The sequence below is a fragment of the Arthrobacter sp. P1_H7 genome (genome assembly GCF_056405215.1).
Window position 1 is genome coordinate 250,613 of record NZ_JBFUCO010000016.1, and the last position, 15,166, is coordinate 265,778.

At 69.0% G+C, this 15,166-nt stretch carries 11 protein-coding genes and 1 pseudogene; 5 read left to right on the forward strand and 7 right to left on the reverse strand.

Annotation, left to right across the window (positions count from 1 at the left end; translation table 11 throughout):
- Nucleotide 1: 1 nt before the first annotated feature.
- Both AC1DXI_RS16485 and AC1DXI_RS16490 read right to left on the reverse strand, forming a co-directional pair.
- Nucleotides 2-2,104 (reverse strand): annotated as a pseudogene (locus AC1DXI_RS16485) (acyl-CoA dehydrogenase family protein); the annotation flags it as partial.
- A gap of 72 nt (nucleotides 2,105-2,176) precedes the next feature.
- Nucleotides 2,177-2,917 (reverse strand): TetR family transcriptional regulator, encoded by a 741-nt coding sequence (locus tag AC1DXI_RS16490; RefSeq protein ID WP_476939498.1) that lies wholly within the window; start codon nucleotides 2,915-2,917, stop codon nucleotides 2,177-2,179.
- 61 nt (nucleotides 2,918-2,978) lie between these two features.
- Here AC1DXI_RS16490 and AC1DXI_RS16495 point away from each other — a divergent pair, with 61 nt between their 5' ends.
- From AC1DXI_RS16495 to AC1DXI_RS16505, 3 genes are read left to right on the forward strand one after another with little or no spacing between them, the layout of a single operon-like run.
- Nucleotides 2,979-4,376, forward strand: coding sequence for an acetyl-CoA C-acetyltransferase (locus tag AC1DXI_RS16495; RefSeq protein WP_476939499.1), 1,398 nt, complete (start codon nucleotides 2,979-2,981; stop codon nucleotides 4,374-4,376).
- A gap of 10 nt (nucleotides 4,377-4,386) precedes the next feature.
- The gene (locus AC1DXI_RS16500; protein WP_476939500.1) at nucleotides 4,387-5,727 is read left to right on the forward strand and encodes a 3-oxoacyl-ACP reductase; all 1,341 of its coding nucleotides are present in this window, start codon (nucleotides 4,387-4,389) and stop codon (nucleotides 5,725-5,727) included.
- Nucleotides 5,724-6,638 (forward strand): MaoC family dehydratase, encoded by a 915-nt coding sequence (locus AC1DXI_RS16505; protein ID WP_476939501.1) that lies wholly within the window; start codon nucleotides 5,724-5,726, stop codon nucleotides 6,636-6,638. Before AC1DXI_RS16500 ends, AC1DXI_RS16505 begins: the two co-directional genes overlap by 4 nt.
- 82 nt (nucleotides 6,639-6,720) lie before the next feature.
- Here the strand turns inward: AC1DXI_RS16505 and AC1DXI_RS16510 are convergent, their stop codons facing one another.
- The 5 genes from AC1DXI_RS16510 to AC1DXI_RS16530 all read right to left on the reverse strand — a co-directional run bounded on the left by AC1DXI_RS16510 (nucleotide 6,721) and on the right by AC1DXI_RS16530 (nucleotide 11,300).
- Nucleotides 6,721-7,884, reverse strand: coding sequence for an FUSC family protein (locus AC1DXI_RS16510; RefSeq protein ID WP_476939502.1), 1,164 nt, complete (start codon nucleotides 7,882-7,884; stop codon nucleotides 6,721-6,723).
- A gap of 82 nt (nucleotides 7,885-7,966) precedes the next feature.
- On the reverse strand, nucleotides 7,967-9,085 hold the full coding sequence (locus AC1DXI_RS16515) for a serine hydrolase domain-containing protein (RefSeq protein WP_476939503.1): 1,119 nt from the start codon (nucleotides 9,083-9,085) through the stop codon (nucleotides 7,967-7,969).
- Nucleotides 9,085-10,152 carry a glutathione S-transferase family protein gene (locus AC1DXI_RS16520; RefSeq protein WP_476939504.1) on the reverse strand — a complete coding sequence of 356 codons (1,068 nt, stop codon included), beginning with the start codon at nucleotides 10,150-10,152 and terminating at the stop codon, nucleotides 9,085-9,087. The genes AC1DXI_RS16515 and AC1DXI_RS16520 overlap by 1 nt, the downstream gene beginning before the upstream one ends.
- A 9-nt stretch (nucleotides 10,153-10,161) precedes the next feature.
- The gene (locus AC1DXI_RS16525; RefSeq protein ID WP_476939505.1) at nucleotides 10,162-10,950 is read right to left on the reverse strand and encodes a M50 family metallopeptidase; all 789 of its coding nucleotides are present in this window, start codon (nucleotides 10,948-10,950) and stop codon (nucleotides 10,162-10,164) included.
- Nucleotides 10,947-11,300, reverse strand: a complete 354-nt coding sequence (locus AC1DXI_RS16530) for a TraR/DksA family transcriptional regulator (RefSeq protein WP_018772929.1) — start codon at nucleotides 11,298-11,300, stop codon at nucleotides 10,947-10,949. The genes AC1DXI_RS16525 and AC1DXI_RS16530 overlap by 4 nt, the downstream gene beginning before the upstream one ends.
- Before the next feature lie 155 nt (nucleotides 11,301-11,455).
- Here AC1DXI_RS16530 and malQ point away from each other — a divergent pair, with 155 nt between their 5' ends.
- Together malQ and AC1DXI_RS16540 are read left to right on the forward strand one after the other, a co-directional pair.
- Nucleotides 11,456-13,699 carry a 4-alpha-glucanotransferase gene (malQ, locus tag AC1DXI_RS16535; RefSeq protein WP_476939506.1) on the forward strand — a complete coding sequence of 748 codons (2,244 nt, stop codon included), beginning with the start codon at nucleotides 11,456-11,458 and terminating at the stop codon, nucleotides 13,697-13,699.
- A 165-nt stretch (nucleotides 13,700-13,864) separates the two neighbouring features.
- Nucleotides 13,865-14,893 (forward strand): alkaline phosphatase family protein, encoded by a 1,029-nt coding sequence (locus AC1DXI_RS16540; RefSeq protein WP_476939507.1) that lies wholly within the window; start codon nucleotides 13,865-13,867, stop codon nucleotides 14,891-14,893.
- The last annotated feature ends 273 nt before the right edge of the window (nucleotides 14,894-15,166 follow it).

Here is a 15,166-nt window from a genome sequence, read left to right on the forward strand (position 1 = left end):
CCAGGATCTTTTCGTCCAAGGGCGCCTGGCCGCTGGCGCGCTGCTTGCGGAAGTAGTCCCGGGCCTCGTCCTGGCGGACCTTCTCCGCGCCGGTGGAGATCTCGGCGCGGAGGTGCTCCGGCCCGTAACCGAACGCGTCCACCAGGTCCAGGGCGTGCGGGCGGATCTTCACGAGCAGGCGGTTGATGTATTCGCCCACAGTGCGTCCGCGCTGCATCGACAGCCTGCCGTTCATGAGGTACCAGGACAGGTTCTTCTCGATCAGGGACAGGCCGAACAGATCGCGCAGCCACGTCAGGACCTTGTGCGTGCCCGGGTCAGTCACCGTGCCGAGGGCCTCGGTAAAGGCCTCCCACTGCAGCAGCTCCGCATGGGCCTGGGCGGCTTCGATGAGTTCGTGCTGGTGGGCGTTGAACAAGGCGGCGCCCTGCTGCTGCGGGAGCTTGTTCGCTCCCTTGAGGGCCGTGGCCACCTCCGCTACCATGGTCTGGACGCGGTCCGTGAGCAGGGTCCGCTGGCTTGCTTCGTCCTTGATCGCCAGCGCCGCTTTCTGCACTGATCCGGAGTCCGCCACGAACTGGGCGACGCCGCGCAGTCCGGTGCGGTGGATCGCGGCACCGGTGGCCTGGCCCACGACGTAGCGGGCCAGCACGCCGACGTTGACGGTGCGGAATTCCTTGGCGTAGTCCGCCAGCAGGCGCTTGGCGACGAGCTGCAGCAGGACCGTGTTGTCGCCCTCGAACGTGGCGTACACGTCGAGGTCGGCACGGAGCGAGGCGAAACGGTTCTCGATCAGGAATCCGGCGCCGCCGCAGGCCTCGCGGCACTCCTGCAGGGTGTCCAGGGCGTGCCAGGTGCTCAGCGGCTTCAGGGCCGCGGCCAGGGTCTCGAGGTCCTGGCGGTCCTGGTCGGTGTCGTGACGGCCGGAGAAGACATCGTCGAATTTCTGCAGCAGCTGCTCGCTGGCGAAGCTGGCGGCGTACGTGGTGGCCAGCCGCGTGAAGAGCCGGCGCTGGTGCCGCTGGTAGTCCAGCAGGACTTCCTCGTCGGTCTGGGAGGAGGCATTGAACTGCCGGCGTTCGGTGGCGTACTGGATGGCGGTTTTCAGGGCCAGTTTCGACGCCGTCACGGCGGCGCCGTCGAGGGAGACCCGGCCCTGGACCAGCGTGCCGAGCATCGTGAAGAAGCGGCGGCCCGGGCTGGCGATGGGGGACGTGTAGTTGCCCTCGGGGTCGACGTCGCCATAACGGTTCAGGAGGTTGGTACGGGGGATCCGGACGTTCGTAAAGTGGAGCCGGCCGTTGTCGATGCCGTTCAGGCCGCCTTTGACGCCGTCGTCCTCGCCCCCGATGCCCGGCAGGAAGTCCCCGGTCCCGGCGTCCCGGAGGTCCATGTAGAACGCGTGCACGCCGCGGTTGACGCCCTTTGTCACCAGCTGGGCGAAAACGACCGCGGCCAGACCATCGTTGGCGGCGTTGCCGATGTAGTCCTTCCACGCGGCCCGGAACGGCGTGTGGACCACGAACTCCCCGGCGGCGGGGTCGTAGGTGGCGGTGGTGGCAATGCTGGCCACGTCCGAGCCGTGCCCCGTTTCGGTCATGGCGAAGCAGCCCGGGATGGCCAGGCTCATGATGCCGGGCAGCCACTTCTCGTGGTGTTCCGCGGTGCCGAGGTGGTTCACTGCGGAGCCGAACAGTCCCCACTGGACGCCGGCCTTGATCTGCAGCGACGGGTCGGCGATGACCAGCTCCTGGAAACCGGCCACGTTCCCGCCGTGATCATCCGAGCCGCCCACGGACTTGGGGAAGGCGCGGTGGACGGCGCCATTGTCCACCAGGATCCTGAGCTGGCCGAAGACGCGTTGGCGATGTTCGGTGTGGGTCTGGCCCTCGATCTTGTACAGTTCCGGGCGGCCGGCGAGGCCCCTGGACTGCAACCGGATGTCGGCCCACTTGCCGAGCAGCTGTTCACCAAGGGCCGCGACGTCGACGGCGGGCGCCTCCGGGGAGCCGGGTTGGCCGGAACGGCCGGCGGCTGTGGTTGCCGCTGGAGTCGTGGTGCGGCGGGGGGCGTTGCCGGTGGTGCGGTCGGCTAGTTCAGTCATGTCGTTTCCTTCTGTGGTTCTGACAATCTCTAGTGCTGACAGTTCAGTTCGCGGGTGTGGGCAGGGCCGCTGCTACGGCGTGCCCTGGCCCGCCGGGTCCGTTCGTTCCGTTTGTGCTGTTTCTTCCAGAGGAGGCACCTGCAGCTCGGGGGCGATGCCGAAGCACAGCCAGTCCGTGATCTGCCGCGCCATGGCCTCCTGGCCGGGCTTGGCCGGTCCGGGCGGGCTGGCGAGCCACTGTTCGCCGGCATTGCGGACCAGGCCGATCGCGGCATTGGGCCAGTAGCCGATCACGGCTTCCTTGTCCGGGCCGCCGCCCAGATGGCTGCGCATGGGCCGGGCAATCATGTCGCTGATGGCGGCGAAGAAGTGGCTCAACGCTCCGGCTGTGGACATGGTCGGCCCGGCCGTCTCGGCCTCGCCGGACGCATGGCGCGTGACGAAGGTGTAGACGTTCGGGCTGGTCTCGGCCATTTGCAGGTATGCGGACACCATGGCGAACAAGCCTTCGCGGGGCGTCTGGGCGCTCTGGGCCGCCTCCTGGATGCGCCGCTGCATCTGGCTGAGGACCACCTCGCCCACGGCCTGCTGGAGTCCGGCCTTGTCGCCGAAATAGCGGTAGAACACGGACTTTGACGTTCCCGCGGCTGCGGCGATGTCCTCCATGGACGCGTCACTGCCGAGGGCATGCACCGCCTTCCGGGCCGACTTAATCAGTTCCCGCCGCCGTTCCTCGCGGTGGGACTGCCAGCGGGAAGCGCGGCCGTCGACGGTGGCCTGCCCGGCGGGCGGGGTGGCTTTGGGGCTGTTCACGATACCCAGCGTATCAGGTACGCTGGGTATCGGTAATCGCTTTGATCGAAGGAGACAGCCCATGTCCGTCAACGGACAGTCAGTGCCCCGCCCCCAACCCGCCGCCGCACCCGCCGCCGCACCCGCCGCCGAGACGAAACAGCATGTCGGCGCGGTCCCGGCGCAACTCCGCAAGGCCGTGGTGGTGGGCGGCAACCGCATCCCGTTTGCCCGGACCGGAGGTGCGTACACCAAGTCCTCCAACCAGGACATGCTCACGGCCGCCCTGGATGGCCTGATCGCCCGCTTCGGCCTTCAGGACGAGCGGATCGGGGAAGTGGCCGCGGGGGCGGTCCTCAAGCACTCCCGGGACTTCAACCTCACCCGGGAAGCCGTGCTCGGCTCGGCCCTCTCTGCCGAGACCCCGGCGTATGACCTCCAGCAGGCCTGCGCCACCGGCCTGGAAACGGTGCTCGGCCTGGCGAACAAGATTAAGCTGGGCCAGATCGACTCCGCGATCGCCGGCGGCGTCGACTCCGCTTCTGACGCTCCCATCGCCGTCAGTGAGGGACTCCGCGAGGTGCTCCTCGACCTCAACCGCGCCAAGACGGTGTCCCGGAAGCTGCAGGTCCTCAGCCGGCTCCGTCCCAAGGATCTGGCCCCCGATGCCCCGAACACGGGGGAGCCGCGTACCGGCCTGTCGATGGGCGAGCACCAGGCGCTGACCACGGCGCAGTGGAAGATCAGCCGCGAGGCTCAGGACGAGCTCGCCTTCAACAGCCACCGGAACCTTGCCGCGGCCTACGACGCCGGCTTCTTCGATGACCTCCTGACCCCGTACCGGGGACTGAGCCGCGACTCCAACCTGCGCGCCGACACGAGCCCGGAGAAACTGGCGACCCTCAAGCCCGTTTTCGGCAAGAACCTGGGCGCCGAAGCGACCATGACGGCCGGCAATTCCACCCCGCTGACCGATGGCGCGTCCACCGTGCTGCTCGCGTCCGAGGAATGGGCCGACGCCCATGACCTCCCCAAGCTCGCCGCGGTCATCGACGGCGAGGCTGCGGCCGTCGACTTTGTCCACGGCAAAGACGGACTGCTCATGGCGCCGGCCTTCGCCGTGCCCCGGCTGCTCGCACGCCACAATCTCACCCTCGCGGACTTCGACTTCTTCGAGATCCACGAGGCCTTTGCCGGCACGGTGCTGAGCACGCTCGCCGCGTGGGAGGACGAGGAATTCGGCCGCACCCGCCTGGGCCTGGACGGCGCCTTCGGCAGCATCGACCGGGCCAAGCTGAACGTCAACGGCTCCTCGCTGGCCGCCGGACACCCGTTTGCGGCCACAGGCGGCCGGATCGTGGCCTCACTGGCAAAAATGCTGCACGACAAAGGCCAGGTCAACGGGCGCCCGGCCCGCGGCCTTGTGTCCATTTGCGCCGCTGGCGGCCAGGGCGTCGTCGCAATCCTCGAAGCACTCTAGGGAGAATCGGATGAGCGACAAGTACACCCGGCTGGTCAGCCACGGACTCGGCAAGGACCTCGCCAAGCGGCTCGGCCTCCCGCAGCCGGTGGTCCTCCGGCGGCACGAGCCCGGCCGCCCCCTCATCGACGGACCGGTCCTGGTCCAGGGATCAACCGGCGGCGCCGACGAGCTCGCCGCCACCCTGCTGGACTGGAACCTCGACGTCCGCCGCCACGCGATACCCAAGGAGAAGCTCGGTGCCATCATCCTGGTGCTGGACGAGCTGGCCCACCCCGGCGACCTTGAGAAACCGGTCCTCACCGCAGCCGCATCGCTGCGTGACCTCGCCCCGAACGCCCGCGTCATCACCGTCTCCCGCACGGCAGGCTCGGCGACGGAACCGGCAACGGCGGCTGCCAGGCAGGGCGTGGACGGTCTCCTGCGGTCTTTGGCGAAGGAACTCCGCGCCGGAGCCACCGGCAACGGCATCCTGCTCGCCGACGGCACCCGGGCCACGAGCCCGGCAGCACTGGGGGCGTTGAGGTTCTTCCTCTCGGGCCGTTCGGCGTTCGTGGACGGGCAGTTCCTGACCGTCAGCTCCGGCGCCGGTCAGCTGCCCGACGACGTCGAGAAGCCGCTGGCCGGCAAGGTGGCCGTCGTGACCGGCGCCGCGCGCGGAATCGGGGCAGCGATTGCCCGCACCCTGTACCGCGACGGCGCCACGCTCATTCTCGTCGACATTCCAGCGGCGGGGGACCATCTGGCGGCAGTGGCCAACGAGGTCCACGGGACGGCCCTGCAGCTGGACATCAGCCGCGACGACGCCGGCCAACGGATCATCGACCACGCCGCGGCACGGCACGGCCGGCTGGACATCATGATCCACAACGCCGGGATCACCCGGGACAAGCTCCTGGCCAACATGGACGCCGGCCGCTGGAACGCCGTGATCGCCGTCAATATCGCCGCGCAGCTGCGGATCAATGAGGCCCTCCTTGCGTCGGAGCACTTCCGCGACTCGCCCCGGATCGTGTCCGTGGCCTCTACCAGCGGGATCGCCGGAAACCGCGGCCAGACCAACTATGCCGCGTCCAAGGCCGGCGTGATCGGCATGGTCCGCGCCACGGCGGCGCTGGTCGGCGAGCGCGGCGGGTCGATCAACGCCGTCGCGCCGGGCTTCATTGAAACGGAGATGACCGCCAGGATCCCGTTCGCCACCCGCGAAGTGGCGCGCCGGCTCAACTCCCTGCAGCAGGGCGGCCAGCCGGGCGACGTCGCCGAGGCCATCGCGTTCCTGGCCAGCGACGCCGCGGGTGGGATTTCCGGGGAGGTGCTGCGCGTCTGCGGGCAGAACCTGGTCGGCGCATGAGCGGATCCCAGACCGTCATCCTGGGCGAGATGCCCGCACTGTCCAAGCTCTATGTCAACGCGGCGGCCGCCGCGGCGCGGCGCCGGGTCCTGGGTACCCACGGCGGCACCGAACTGCCGGCCTACACCCACGAGGTCCGTGGCGTGAAGGCTGACGTCGCCAACCTGACGGCCTACCAGCACCTGATCGGCGAGAGCGCGAGCGATGTCCTCCCGGCCGGCTTCATCCATGCGCTGGCGTTTCCGCTGGCCATGAGCGTGATGAACCGGGACGATTTTCCGCTGCCCCTGCTGGGCATGATCCACCTGACGAACAACGTGGTGCAGTCCGCGCCGGTCCTGTTCACCCAGGCCCTGGATATCCGGGCCCGGGTGGAGAACCTGCGCGGGCACCGGGCCGGTACGCAGCTGGATGTCGTCGCGGAGGTCCGTGCCGCCGGGCAGGAAGACGTCCGCTGGCGTGGGGTCTCAACATACCTGGCCAAGGGGGTGTTCCTTCCGGGGATCGACAAGGCCTCGGTGGCCGTGCCGCCGCCGCCGTTTTCCGTGCCGGATCCCACGGCTATGTGGCAGCTGGGCGTCGATACCGGGCGTGCCTACGCGGCTGTCTCCGGGGACTTCAACCCCATCCACCTGAGCGTCCTGACTGCCAAAGCCCTCGGACAGCGGCGGTCCCTTGCCCACGGCATGTACCTGGCCTCCCGTGCGCTGGCCGACGTCGGTGCCGTCCGCGGGGATTCGTTCAGCTGGGAGGTGGCTTTCGAAGCGCCCGTGTTCCTGCCGGCCCGCGTGGCACTCGACATCAGCACTGTGCAGGCAGACGGTGGTGCGTGGCAGCGCTCGGACTATGTGGCGTGGAACCCGCTGTCCGGGCGCCGGCACTTCAGCGGCTCTGTAGCGGCGCTGGACTAGCTGGTGCCGCAACGGCCGTCGGCGGCGCCCTCTCTGTGGGGTCATCCCCTCGGGAGCCGCCGCCGGCGTGCCTGCCGGCTGCCTAGGTTTCGGAGGGGGTGCCGGACGGGTCCGCCGGTTGACGTTCCGGCTGGCCGGGCTTCGCGACCCGCAGCATGCGGTGCAGGCTCAACAGAATGGATTCCACCGCGCTGGGGGCGTCAGTGGTGTGCGGCACCGAGCCGAGCCTGGCGGTGAGCCCGTTGATCGCCGCGTCGGCGGTGCGGGCCAGCTCGGTCTGGCGATCCGGGTTGTCCTCCTCCGTGGCTCGCAGCACGTCGCCGACGGCGGACATGGCGTCACCGAGGGGTGCCGCGTATTCGTCGGGCACCACAAAGGGGGTGTCCTCGGCCCAGATGACGTCCGAGAGCACCTGGGTGACGTCCTGCACGTGGAACGTGAGCCGCTCGAGGTCGCGCAGGTTGCGGTAGTCGAGGTTTATGTCGCGCGGATGCAGCCGGCGGCGGGGATTGGCCCGGCGGCTGGCGTCGGCTTTCTCGACGGCGAGCCGCACTGAGCGGGCGTGCGCCGCGAGCGATTCCGAGCGCCGGGACCAGTCAACATGCTCCGGCGGCCAGCTTTCCTTGAGTGCCTTGCCCATGTCCCAGAGTTGCTGGGCGAGCGCCTGGCGCAGTTCCACGATGCTCAGCGCCGCGGCCCGGAAGTGCAGTGGCGGGAAGACCAGCAAATTCACGACGATGCCCACGGTGACGCCGACCGCCATCTGGAAAAGGTACCCGAACGAGAATGAGTCCGGGTTGTGGCCGCCGACCAGCAGGACCAGGAGGGCCGCCGTCGGGATCCAGTCCCGGCCCGAACCGATCTTCGGCAACCCGGCCAGGACCACGCCCAGGCCCATGACCACCGCGACCGTCAGCGGAGTCGGATGACCGAGGCTGAACAGCATGAACGCCAGTCCCACCCCGATCGCCAGACCGACCAGCGCCTGCAGGCCCTGGCGCATGGAACCGGCGACGTTCTCGTACATGGCCACCAGGGCGCCGAGCGGGGCGTAGTAGGGGTAATCGGCGGCGGAGCCCGGCATGAAGGGAGCGATCGCGAAAGCAATGCCCGCGGCAAGCGCCGCCTTAAGGGCCAGCTGGAGCCGCGGCCACACTAGCGCTGCCGCGACGCCGCTTGCCACACTATGGGCCCGAATGCGCAGCACGGAGGGGGGCTCTTCTGTTGTCTTTTCTGGATTGGCCATCCCGGCTCACCCTAGGGCCGTGTGGTTGCTGCTACAAATGGACGAACCTGTTGCCGCGTCGCAGGAGCCTGCAGCTACCCGCTCAGGACGCGGCGTGGGCGGCCTGGCGCACTGCCGCGGACAGCCGCTGGGCACGTCCGGCGGTCCGGCCCTCCTCGCTGCGGCGGGGCACATACCCGAACCCGAGGCCGTAGCCGGGATCCGCGAAGCCGAGGGCCGCGCTGGCGCCCTCGTGCCCGAAGGCCAGGTGGCTGCCGAAGTTCCGCCCCGGCTGGGGTTTCATGAACCCGACGGCAAAGGCGTTGTCCTGCCCGGAGCACCGGTCAAGTCCCCAGACCTGCTCCGCGGCCATGAGCTCGATGGTGGCCGGACCCAGGAACGCGGGGCTGCCGTCCACCCCGGTCGTGGCGGCGGCGTAGAGCCTGGCCAGCCCTTCAGCTGACCCCACGCCTCCGGCGCCGCTCATGCCCGAGGCGCGCACCACGCGATGGTTGGGCAGTTCCATGATGGTGCTGACCGGCGCGTTGCTGTTCAGCCCGTCGAGGCTGAGCGGGTCCAGCCACGGCTGGGCCGGGTCAGGGTCGTAAAGCACCTCGCGGTACCGCGGTTCCTGGTCCTCGGGCAGGCCCAGGAAGAAGTCGATGCCCCACGGGCGGCGGATGCTTTCGTCGTAGAGCCCCTGCAGCGTCATCCCCGAGGCACGGCGGCAGAGCTCCTCCATCAGGATCCCCATGGTCAGGGCGTGGTAGCCGAAGGCTGTGCCCGGGCGCCATAGCGGCGCCGAGGCCGCGAGACGCCGTGCAGCGGCCGGCGTCGTGAATTCCGCCAGGGGAATACCGCCGACGACGCCGGGCAGCCCCGCCTGGTGGGAAAGGGCCTGCCGCACGGTGAGCCGGTCCTTGCCGTGGACGCCGAACTCGGGCCAGTAGGCCGCGACGGTGCGGTCGAGGTCGAGCCGGCCGTCCTGGACGAGGAGGGCGATGACGAAGGCCGCGACTCCCTTCGAACAGGAGTAGGTGCCCGTGATGTCGCCAGGGGCCAATCCCGGTCCGCCGCAGAGGTCCAGCACCCGGGTGCCTTTGTGGTAGACCGCCAGCTGCGCGCTGTAGCCCGGATCCTCGGAAAGGAAGGCGTCGAAGAGCTCACGCACACCCGTGAAATCAGGGGCGGCAAACCCAGCCGAGACGGCCGCCGTCGACATCAGGCTGCGCCGTGTCCAGGGGTGACCTCTTCGCCGGCCCGGACGGGTCCGGGAGGCGTGCCGTCGCCGAACGGCCGGCCGCCGAGGGCTTCGCGGCCGTGCTCCGAGAGCCAGTTGCCCAGTTCCGGCCCGCGGGGGACCACTCCGGTGGGATTGATGTCCTCATGCACGATGTAGTAGTGCTCCTTGATTTGCACAAAGTCGGTGGTGTCACCGAACCCTGGCGTCTGGAACAAGTCGCGCGCGTAGGCCCACAGGACCGGCATCTCGCTGAGCTTTTGCCGGTTGCACTTGAAGTGGCCGTGGTACACGGCATCGAAGCGGGCCAGTGTGGTGAACAGCCGGACGTCGGCCTCCGTGATCGTGTCACCCACCAGGTACCGTTGGCCCGCCAGGCGTTCCTCGAGCCAGTCCAGGGCCGTCCAGAGCCGATCGTAGGCGGCGTCGTAGGCCTTCTGGGAACCGGCGAAGCCGCAGCGGTAGACGCCGTTATTCACCTCGGTAAAGACACGCTTGTTGACGGCGTCGATTTCTTCCCTCAGGTGCTCCGGGTACAGCTCCGGCGCGCCGGCCCGGTGGTACTGCGGCCACTCCGTGGAAAAGTCGAGCGTGATCTGGGGGAAGTTGTTGGTGACTACCTGCCCGCTGGGTACGTCCACGATCGCCGGGACGGTAATCCCGCGGGGGTAGCCGGGGAAGCGGCGGAAGTAGGCGTCCTGGATGCGCTCGATCCCGAGGACGGGATCCCTGCCGTCCGGGTCGAGATCGAACGTCCAGGACCGGGCGTCGTGGGTGGGGCCGGGCTGGCCGAGCGAGATGACCTCTTCCAGACCGAGGAGCCGGCGCACGATCACCGTGCGGTTGGCCCACGGGCAGGCACGCGCGGCGATGAGGCGGTAGCGGCCAGGTTCCACGGGCCAGCCGGGCTCGCCATGGGGGCCCGCGGCGCCGTCCCGGGTGATCCGGTCCTCAATGTAGTTGGTATCCCGGGTGAATTCCTCGCCCCCGGTCACGTACGCGCCCTTGGTGCTGAATCCCGGATCGTCGGTGTGGGTACTCTGGCTCATGGTCCCAGCCTAAGGCCGGGAAGAGAACGGCCCGAACGCGGCCGTGAACACGGGCGCCATCGGCTGCCAGGCAAACCACCAGGCGCCGGCCACAACCGCGGCGAAGAGGGCAATCCACACCGAGGCGGGGACGGAGGTGGCCCGGGCCAGCAGGTAGGCGTCCGACGTCGGGAGCCTGTCACGGTGCCGCAGATGGACGTTGGCCAGTTTGCCGAGGTCCCTGACGGCAGCGACCAGCAGCGCCAGGCCCAGCACGATCATCACGTGGCCGTTGAATACGGGCGGCACAAAGAGCACCAGGAGCGCCGAGGCCAGCACGGCGGCGGCGGTGATGAGGAGGCCGACGCCGTTGCGGAGGAACAGGAAGGACGCCAGGAGGATGAGCGTGCCCACCGACATCGCGGCCGGCCCCCAGCCGTTGAAACCGCACCAGACCATCGCTGCCCCGACGACGGCGGGCACGGGGTAACCCCAGAACGTCGACCAGGCGGCGGACAGGCGGCTCCTGCTGTACGTCGTGGTGGTACCGGAGTGGTCCAGGCCCAGCCGGATGCCGCCGAGCCGCTGGCCGGTGGTGAGGGCGGCAAACGCGTGGCCGAGTTCGTGGGTCACGGTGGCGAGCAGGCCAAAGTAGCGCCAGGACAGGCGGGGCAGGGAGACGGCCACTGCCAGCAGGATCACCGCCACGAGCTCAGCACTGCTCACGTGCGGGCTGGACGCGTGGGTGAATCCGGCAACGATCCGCTCCCACCATGTCAGGGCGAGGTTCGGTTCCCCCAGCAGGCCGGGCCGGATCATGCCCTACCCGAGGCATGCGCGATGCAATAGGCCGTCCACGGCCTGGCTTCCAGCCGGTCCCCGGGGATCGGGGTGCCGCATACAGCGCAGATTCCGTAGGTGCCCTCGTCCAGGCGGGCAAGGGCGGCATCGATCTGCAGCAGGGAAGCCCTGCTCTGTTCCAGGAGCGCGGATGCCTGGGACAGTTCGAAGGCGATCGTTGTGCCCTCGGGGTCGTGTTCGTCGTCGACGTTGGAGTCGAGGCGGGCCGCGTTGACCGAGGTGATGTCCCGGCGGAGAGCGGGCAGGAGGGCAAGCTTCCGGTCACGTTCCTCGCGCAGGAGGATCCGGAACCGTTCGACGTCAACCATAGGGTTCAAGGCTAGCGCGGTCGCTGTGGCGGCGCCTAAACGGGCCGAAGGACCCGTCCGCACCGGGAGCCGCCGAAGGACCCAAAGAACTGGTAGATGATTCCCACATCCACGGAAAGGGCGCGGGCGGTGGGGGCAGCGTCTAGAGTGGGCGCATGGTGGACCAGACGCACCCCGAGACCCCCGCAAATCCCGAGAACCGTCCAACCCCCGATAATCCTGCAGACACCGGCAACACCGCGGCACTGGGAAGTCCCGTGCGGGCCGGGGACACTGATACGGCCGACGCGCTCCTGCGCGAACTCGCCGCAGCCTACGGCGTCGACACCAGCTACTGGGGCTGGGACGGAGTGCAGCGTTCCGTGGCCGCCGGGACCCTGCGGGACGTGCTGGCGGCCCTCGGGGTCCCCGCCAACGGGCCCCAGGAGCAGCAACGCTCCCTGGCCGAGTCCCGGCTGGCACCCTGGCGGCGCATCCTGCCCCCGGTCCTTGTAGTGAGGGAGGGGCAGGAGACCCACGTCGAGGTCCACGTCCCGCACGGAAGCGACGTCCGCGTCTGGATCGACGCCGAGGACGGCAGCAGCCACGAGGTGACCCAGCGGGAGAACTGGGACCAGCCGGTCGACGTCGACGGCGTCCTCACCGGACGTGCCACGTTCGCCATTCCCGGCAGCCTCGGCCTCGGCTGGCACACCCTGAGAGCCGACGCCGAAGGCACCGCGGCGCAGTGTCCGCTGGTTGTTACGCCCGGCCGGCTCCGGGCCTCGGCCCTGATCAAGGAACGCCGCATCTGGGGACTGACGGCCCAGCTGTACTCCGTGCGGTCCTCCCGGTCCTGGGGGATTGGCGACTTCGCCGATCTCAGCGACCTCGCCGAGGTTGCCGGTGAGCAGGGGGCGGGCTTCGTGCTGGTCAATCCGTTGCATGCCGCCGAACCAGTGCCGCCGGTCGAGGATTCCCCGTACCTGCCCACCACACGGCGCTTTTTCAACCCGCTCTACCTGCGGGTGGAGGAAATCCCGGAATACGGTTACCTGGACGCAGCCGGCCGGGCAGAAGTGGCCCGCCTGGCCGAAGGCCTGCAGGCGGCCAACCGTTCCCGGGACCTCCTGGACCGCAACGCCAGCTACGCGGCGAAGCTCTCGGCCTTGGAACTCGTGTTTGCGGTCCGCCGTGGCCCGGCCCGCACCCGGCAGTTCGCCGACTTCTGCGCCGAGCAGGGGCAAGGACTCAAGGACTTTGCGCTGTGGTCGGCGCTCGCCGAAGAGCTGCCGCCGTCGGCGCCGGAATGGACCGGAGCGGCGGCATCCCCGGCGTCGCCCTACTGTGTTGAACAGCGGCCGAGGCTGGCAGCCCGGATCGAATTCCACAGCTGGCTGCAGTGGCTCTGCGACCAGCAGCTCGAGGCGGCACAGCGTTCGGCGCGCCAGGCGGGGATGGGGATCGGCGTCGTCCATGACCTCGCCGTCGGCGTAAAACCCGGCGGTGCCGACGCCTGGACCCTCTCCGGCGTTCTTGCCCGGGGCGTGAGCGTTGGTGCACCTCCAGACATGTTCAACCAGTTGGGCCAGAACTGGTCGCAGCCGCCGTGGCATCCGGGCCGGCTCGCCGAATCCGGCTATGCCGCCTACCGGGACATGCTCCGTACCGTCCTGGGGCACGCCGGCGGCATCCGGGTGGACCACATCCTCGGCCTGTTCCGGTTGTGGTGGATCCCCGAGGGCGCAGGACCGGAGAGCGGCACGTATGTGCATTACGACCACGAGGCGCTCATCGGCATCCTTGCCCTCGAGGCGCAACGGGCTGGTGCGATCGTGATCGGCGAGGACCTGGGCGTGTTCGAGCCGTGGGTCCGCGGCTACCTGGCCGAGCGGGGGATCTTCGGCACGTCGATCCTCTGGTTCGAACACGACGCCGACGGCCCGATTCCGCCGGAGGACTACCGCGAGCAGTGCCTGACCAGCGTCAACACCCACGATCTGCCCCCGACGGCGGGCTACCTCGCCGGTGAACACGTCACTTTGCGCGAATCGCTCGGGCTGTTGCGGCGGCCCATGGCGGAAGAACGCGCCGAGGCCGCGGCCGAGCAGGAGGCAGTGCTGGCCCGGGTCCGGGCACGCGGCCTGCTGGCGGCGACCGGCACGGACGTGCGGACCACGGTGGAGGCGCTGTACGCCTACACGGCGCTGGCCCCGTCAGCACTGCTGGGAGTGGCGCTGGTCGACGCCGTGGGGGAGACCCGGACCCAGAACCAGCCGGGCACCAGCACCGAATACCCGAACTGGCGCATTCCGCTGGCTGCTCCCGAGGGGGTGGTGCTGATCGATGACCTGCCGGACAACGAGCGGTTCCTGTCCCTGCTGGGCACCGTCCGCGGTGCGCTGCATCCCGGAGCCTGACCTGACACGGGGGAGTCGAGCCCAGACCTAGGCTGAACTGAACTGAACTGGGCTGCACTGAGCTGCACTGAGCCTGGCGCGGGCCTTCCCGTGACCTGAGCCGGACCTGAGGCCGGGAATGCCGACAGCATTGGCCGCACCAATACAGGGCGCTAGCATGGACCGATGACGCGGATCGGCCGACTCTCCCTGGCCGGCGGATGGGCGCTGGCGATGCTGCTGGCGGGGTGCACGCCGGTGCAGCCCTTCCAGGCCGGCCCGCCCTCGCAGTCCCCAACCGCCGGGTCCCCACCGGCCGAGACCCTGCCTGCCGAGACACCGACCGAATCGCCGATCGCGACCCCGCCGCCGTCCCCGTATTTCGCGCAGCCGGCCCCGCACCCCGCGCCGGGCGGGCCGGCCAGCGGCGGGATCGCGCACATTGTGGTCATCGTCCAGGAGAACAAGGCGGCCTCACAGATCATGGGTGCCAGCGAAGCGGGCTACTTCAACAAGCTTGCGGCGGAATTCTCAGTGGCCGCAAACTACCGGGCCATCACCCACCCGAGCCTGCCCAACTACCTGGCCCTCACGAGCGGAACCAGCGCGGGGATCACCAGCGACTGCAAGCCGAACTCCTGCACCGCCGATGTGCGCTCCATCGCCGATGAGATCACCCAATCCGGACGGACCTGGAAAATGTACGCCGAGGGCATGCCCGCGCCCTGCGCCGCGCATGACTCCCACCGGTATGCGGTGAAACATAATCCGTTCATGTACTACCCTGCCGTGACGGGCAACAAGGCCTCCTGCTCGGACCATGTTGTGCCGTATAGCCGGCTGGGGCAGGACCTGCAGTCCCCGTCCACCCTGCCGGACTACTCTTTCATCAGCCCGGACATGTGCAACGACACCCACGACTGTCCCATCGGCACCGGAGACGACTGGCTCGCCCGCGAAGTGCCCAAAATCCTGGGATCCCCGGCCTTCACGACGCAGAACTCCCTCCTCGTGCTCACGTGGGATGAGGGCAGCAAAGACGACAACCGGGTTGCTACGGTTTTCGCCGGCCCGGCGGCGCGGAAGGGCTTCACATCCAATGCCGCCTACTCGCACTACTCCTTGCTGCACACCATCGAGGACGTGTGGGGGCTGAGCCCCCTGACCGACGATGTCCGCAAGGCGCCCCTCATGGGCGAATTACTCAACCACTAGCGCTCAGCCTTTTCCCGGCCAATACACAGGAACCACTGCCCATAATGGACCCGAAGCTCCGGCCAACCGCTATTTGACCGGAGCTTCGCCACATCCGCTTGCACCGCCGGCGGTCTCCGCCCGGGTACAGCTGATATGAGTTGAGTCTGTCCTTCACAAACACCTCCGGAGATGCCAGGACGGGATGTATCAGATTCCCTTGAGGACCCGGGGCTGATCCGCGGGATCCTCCCGACGCCTTCGGAGGTGTTTGTTATGTCTGTTCAGGCCGCG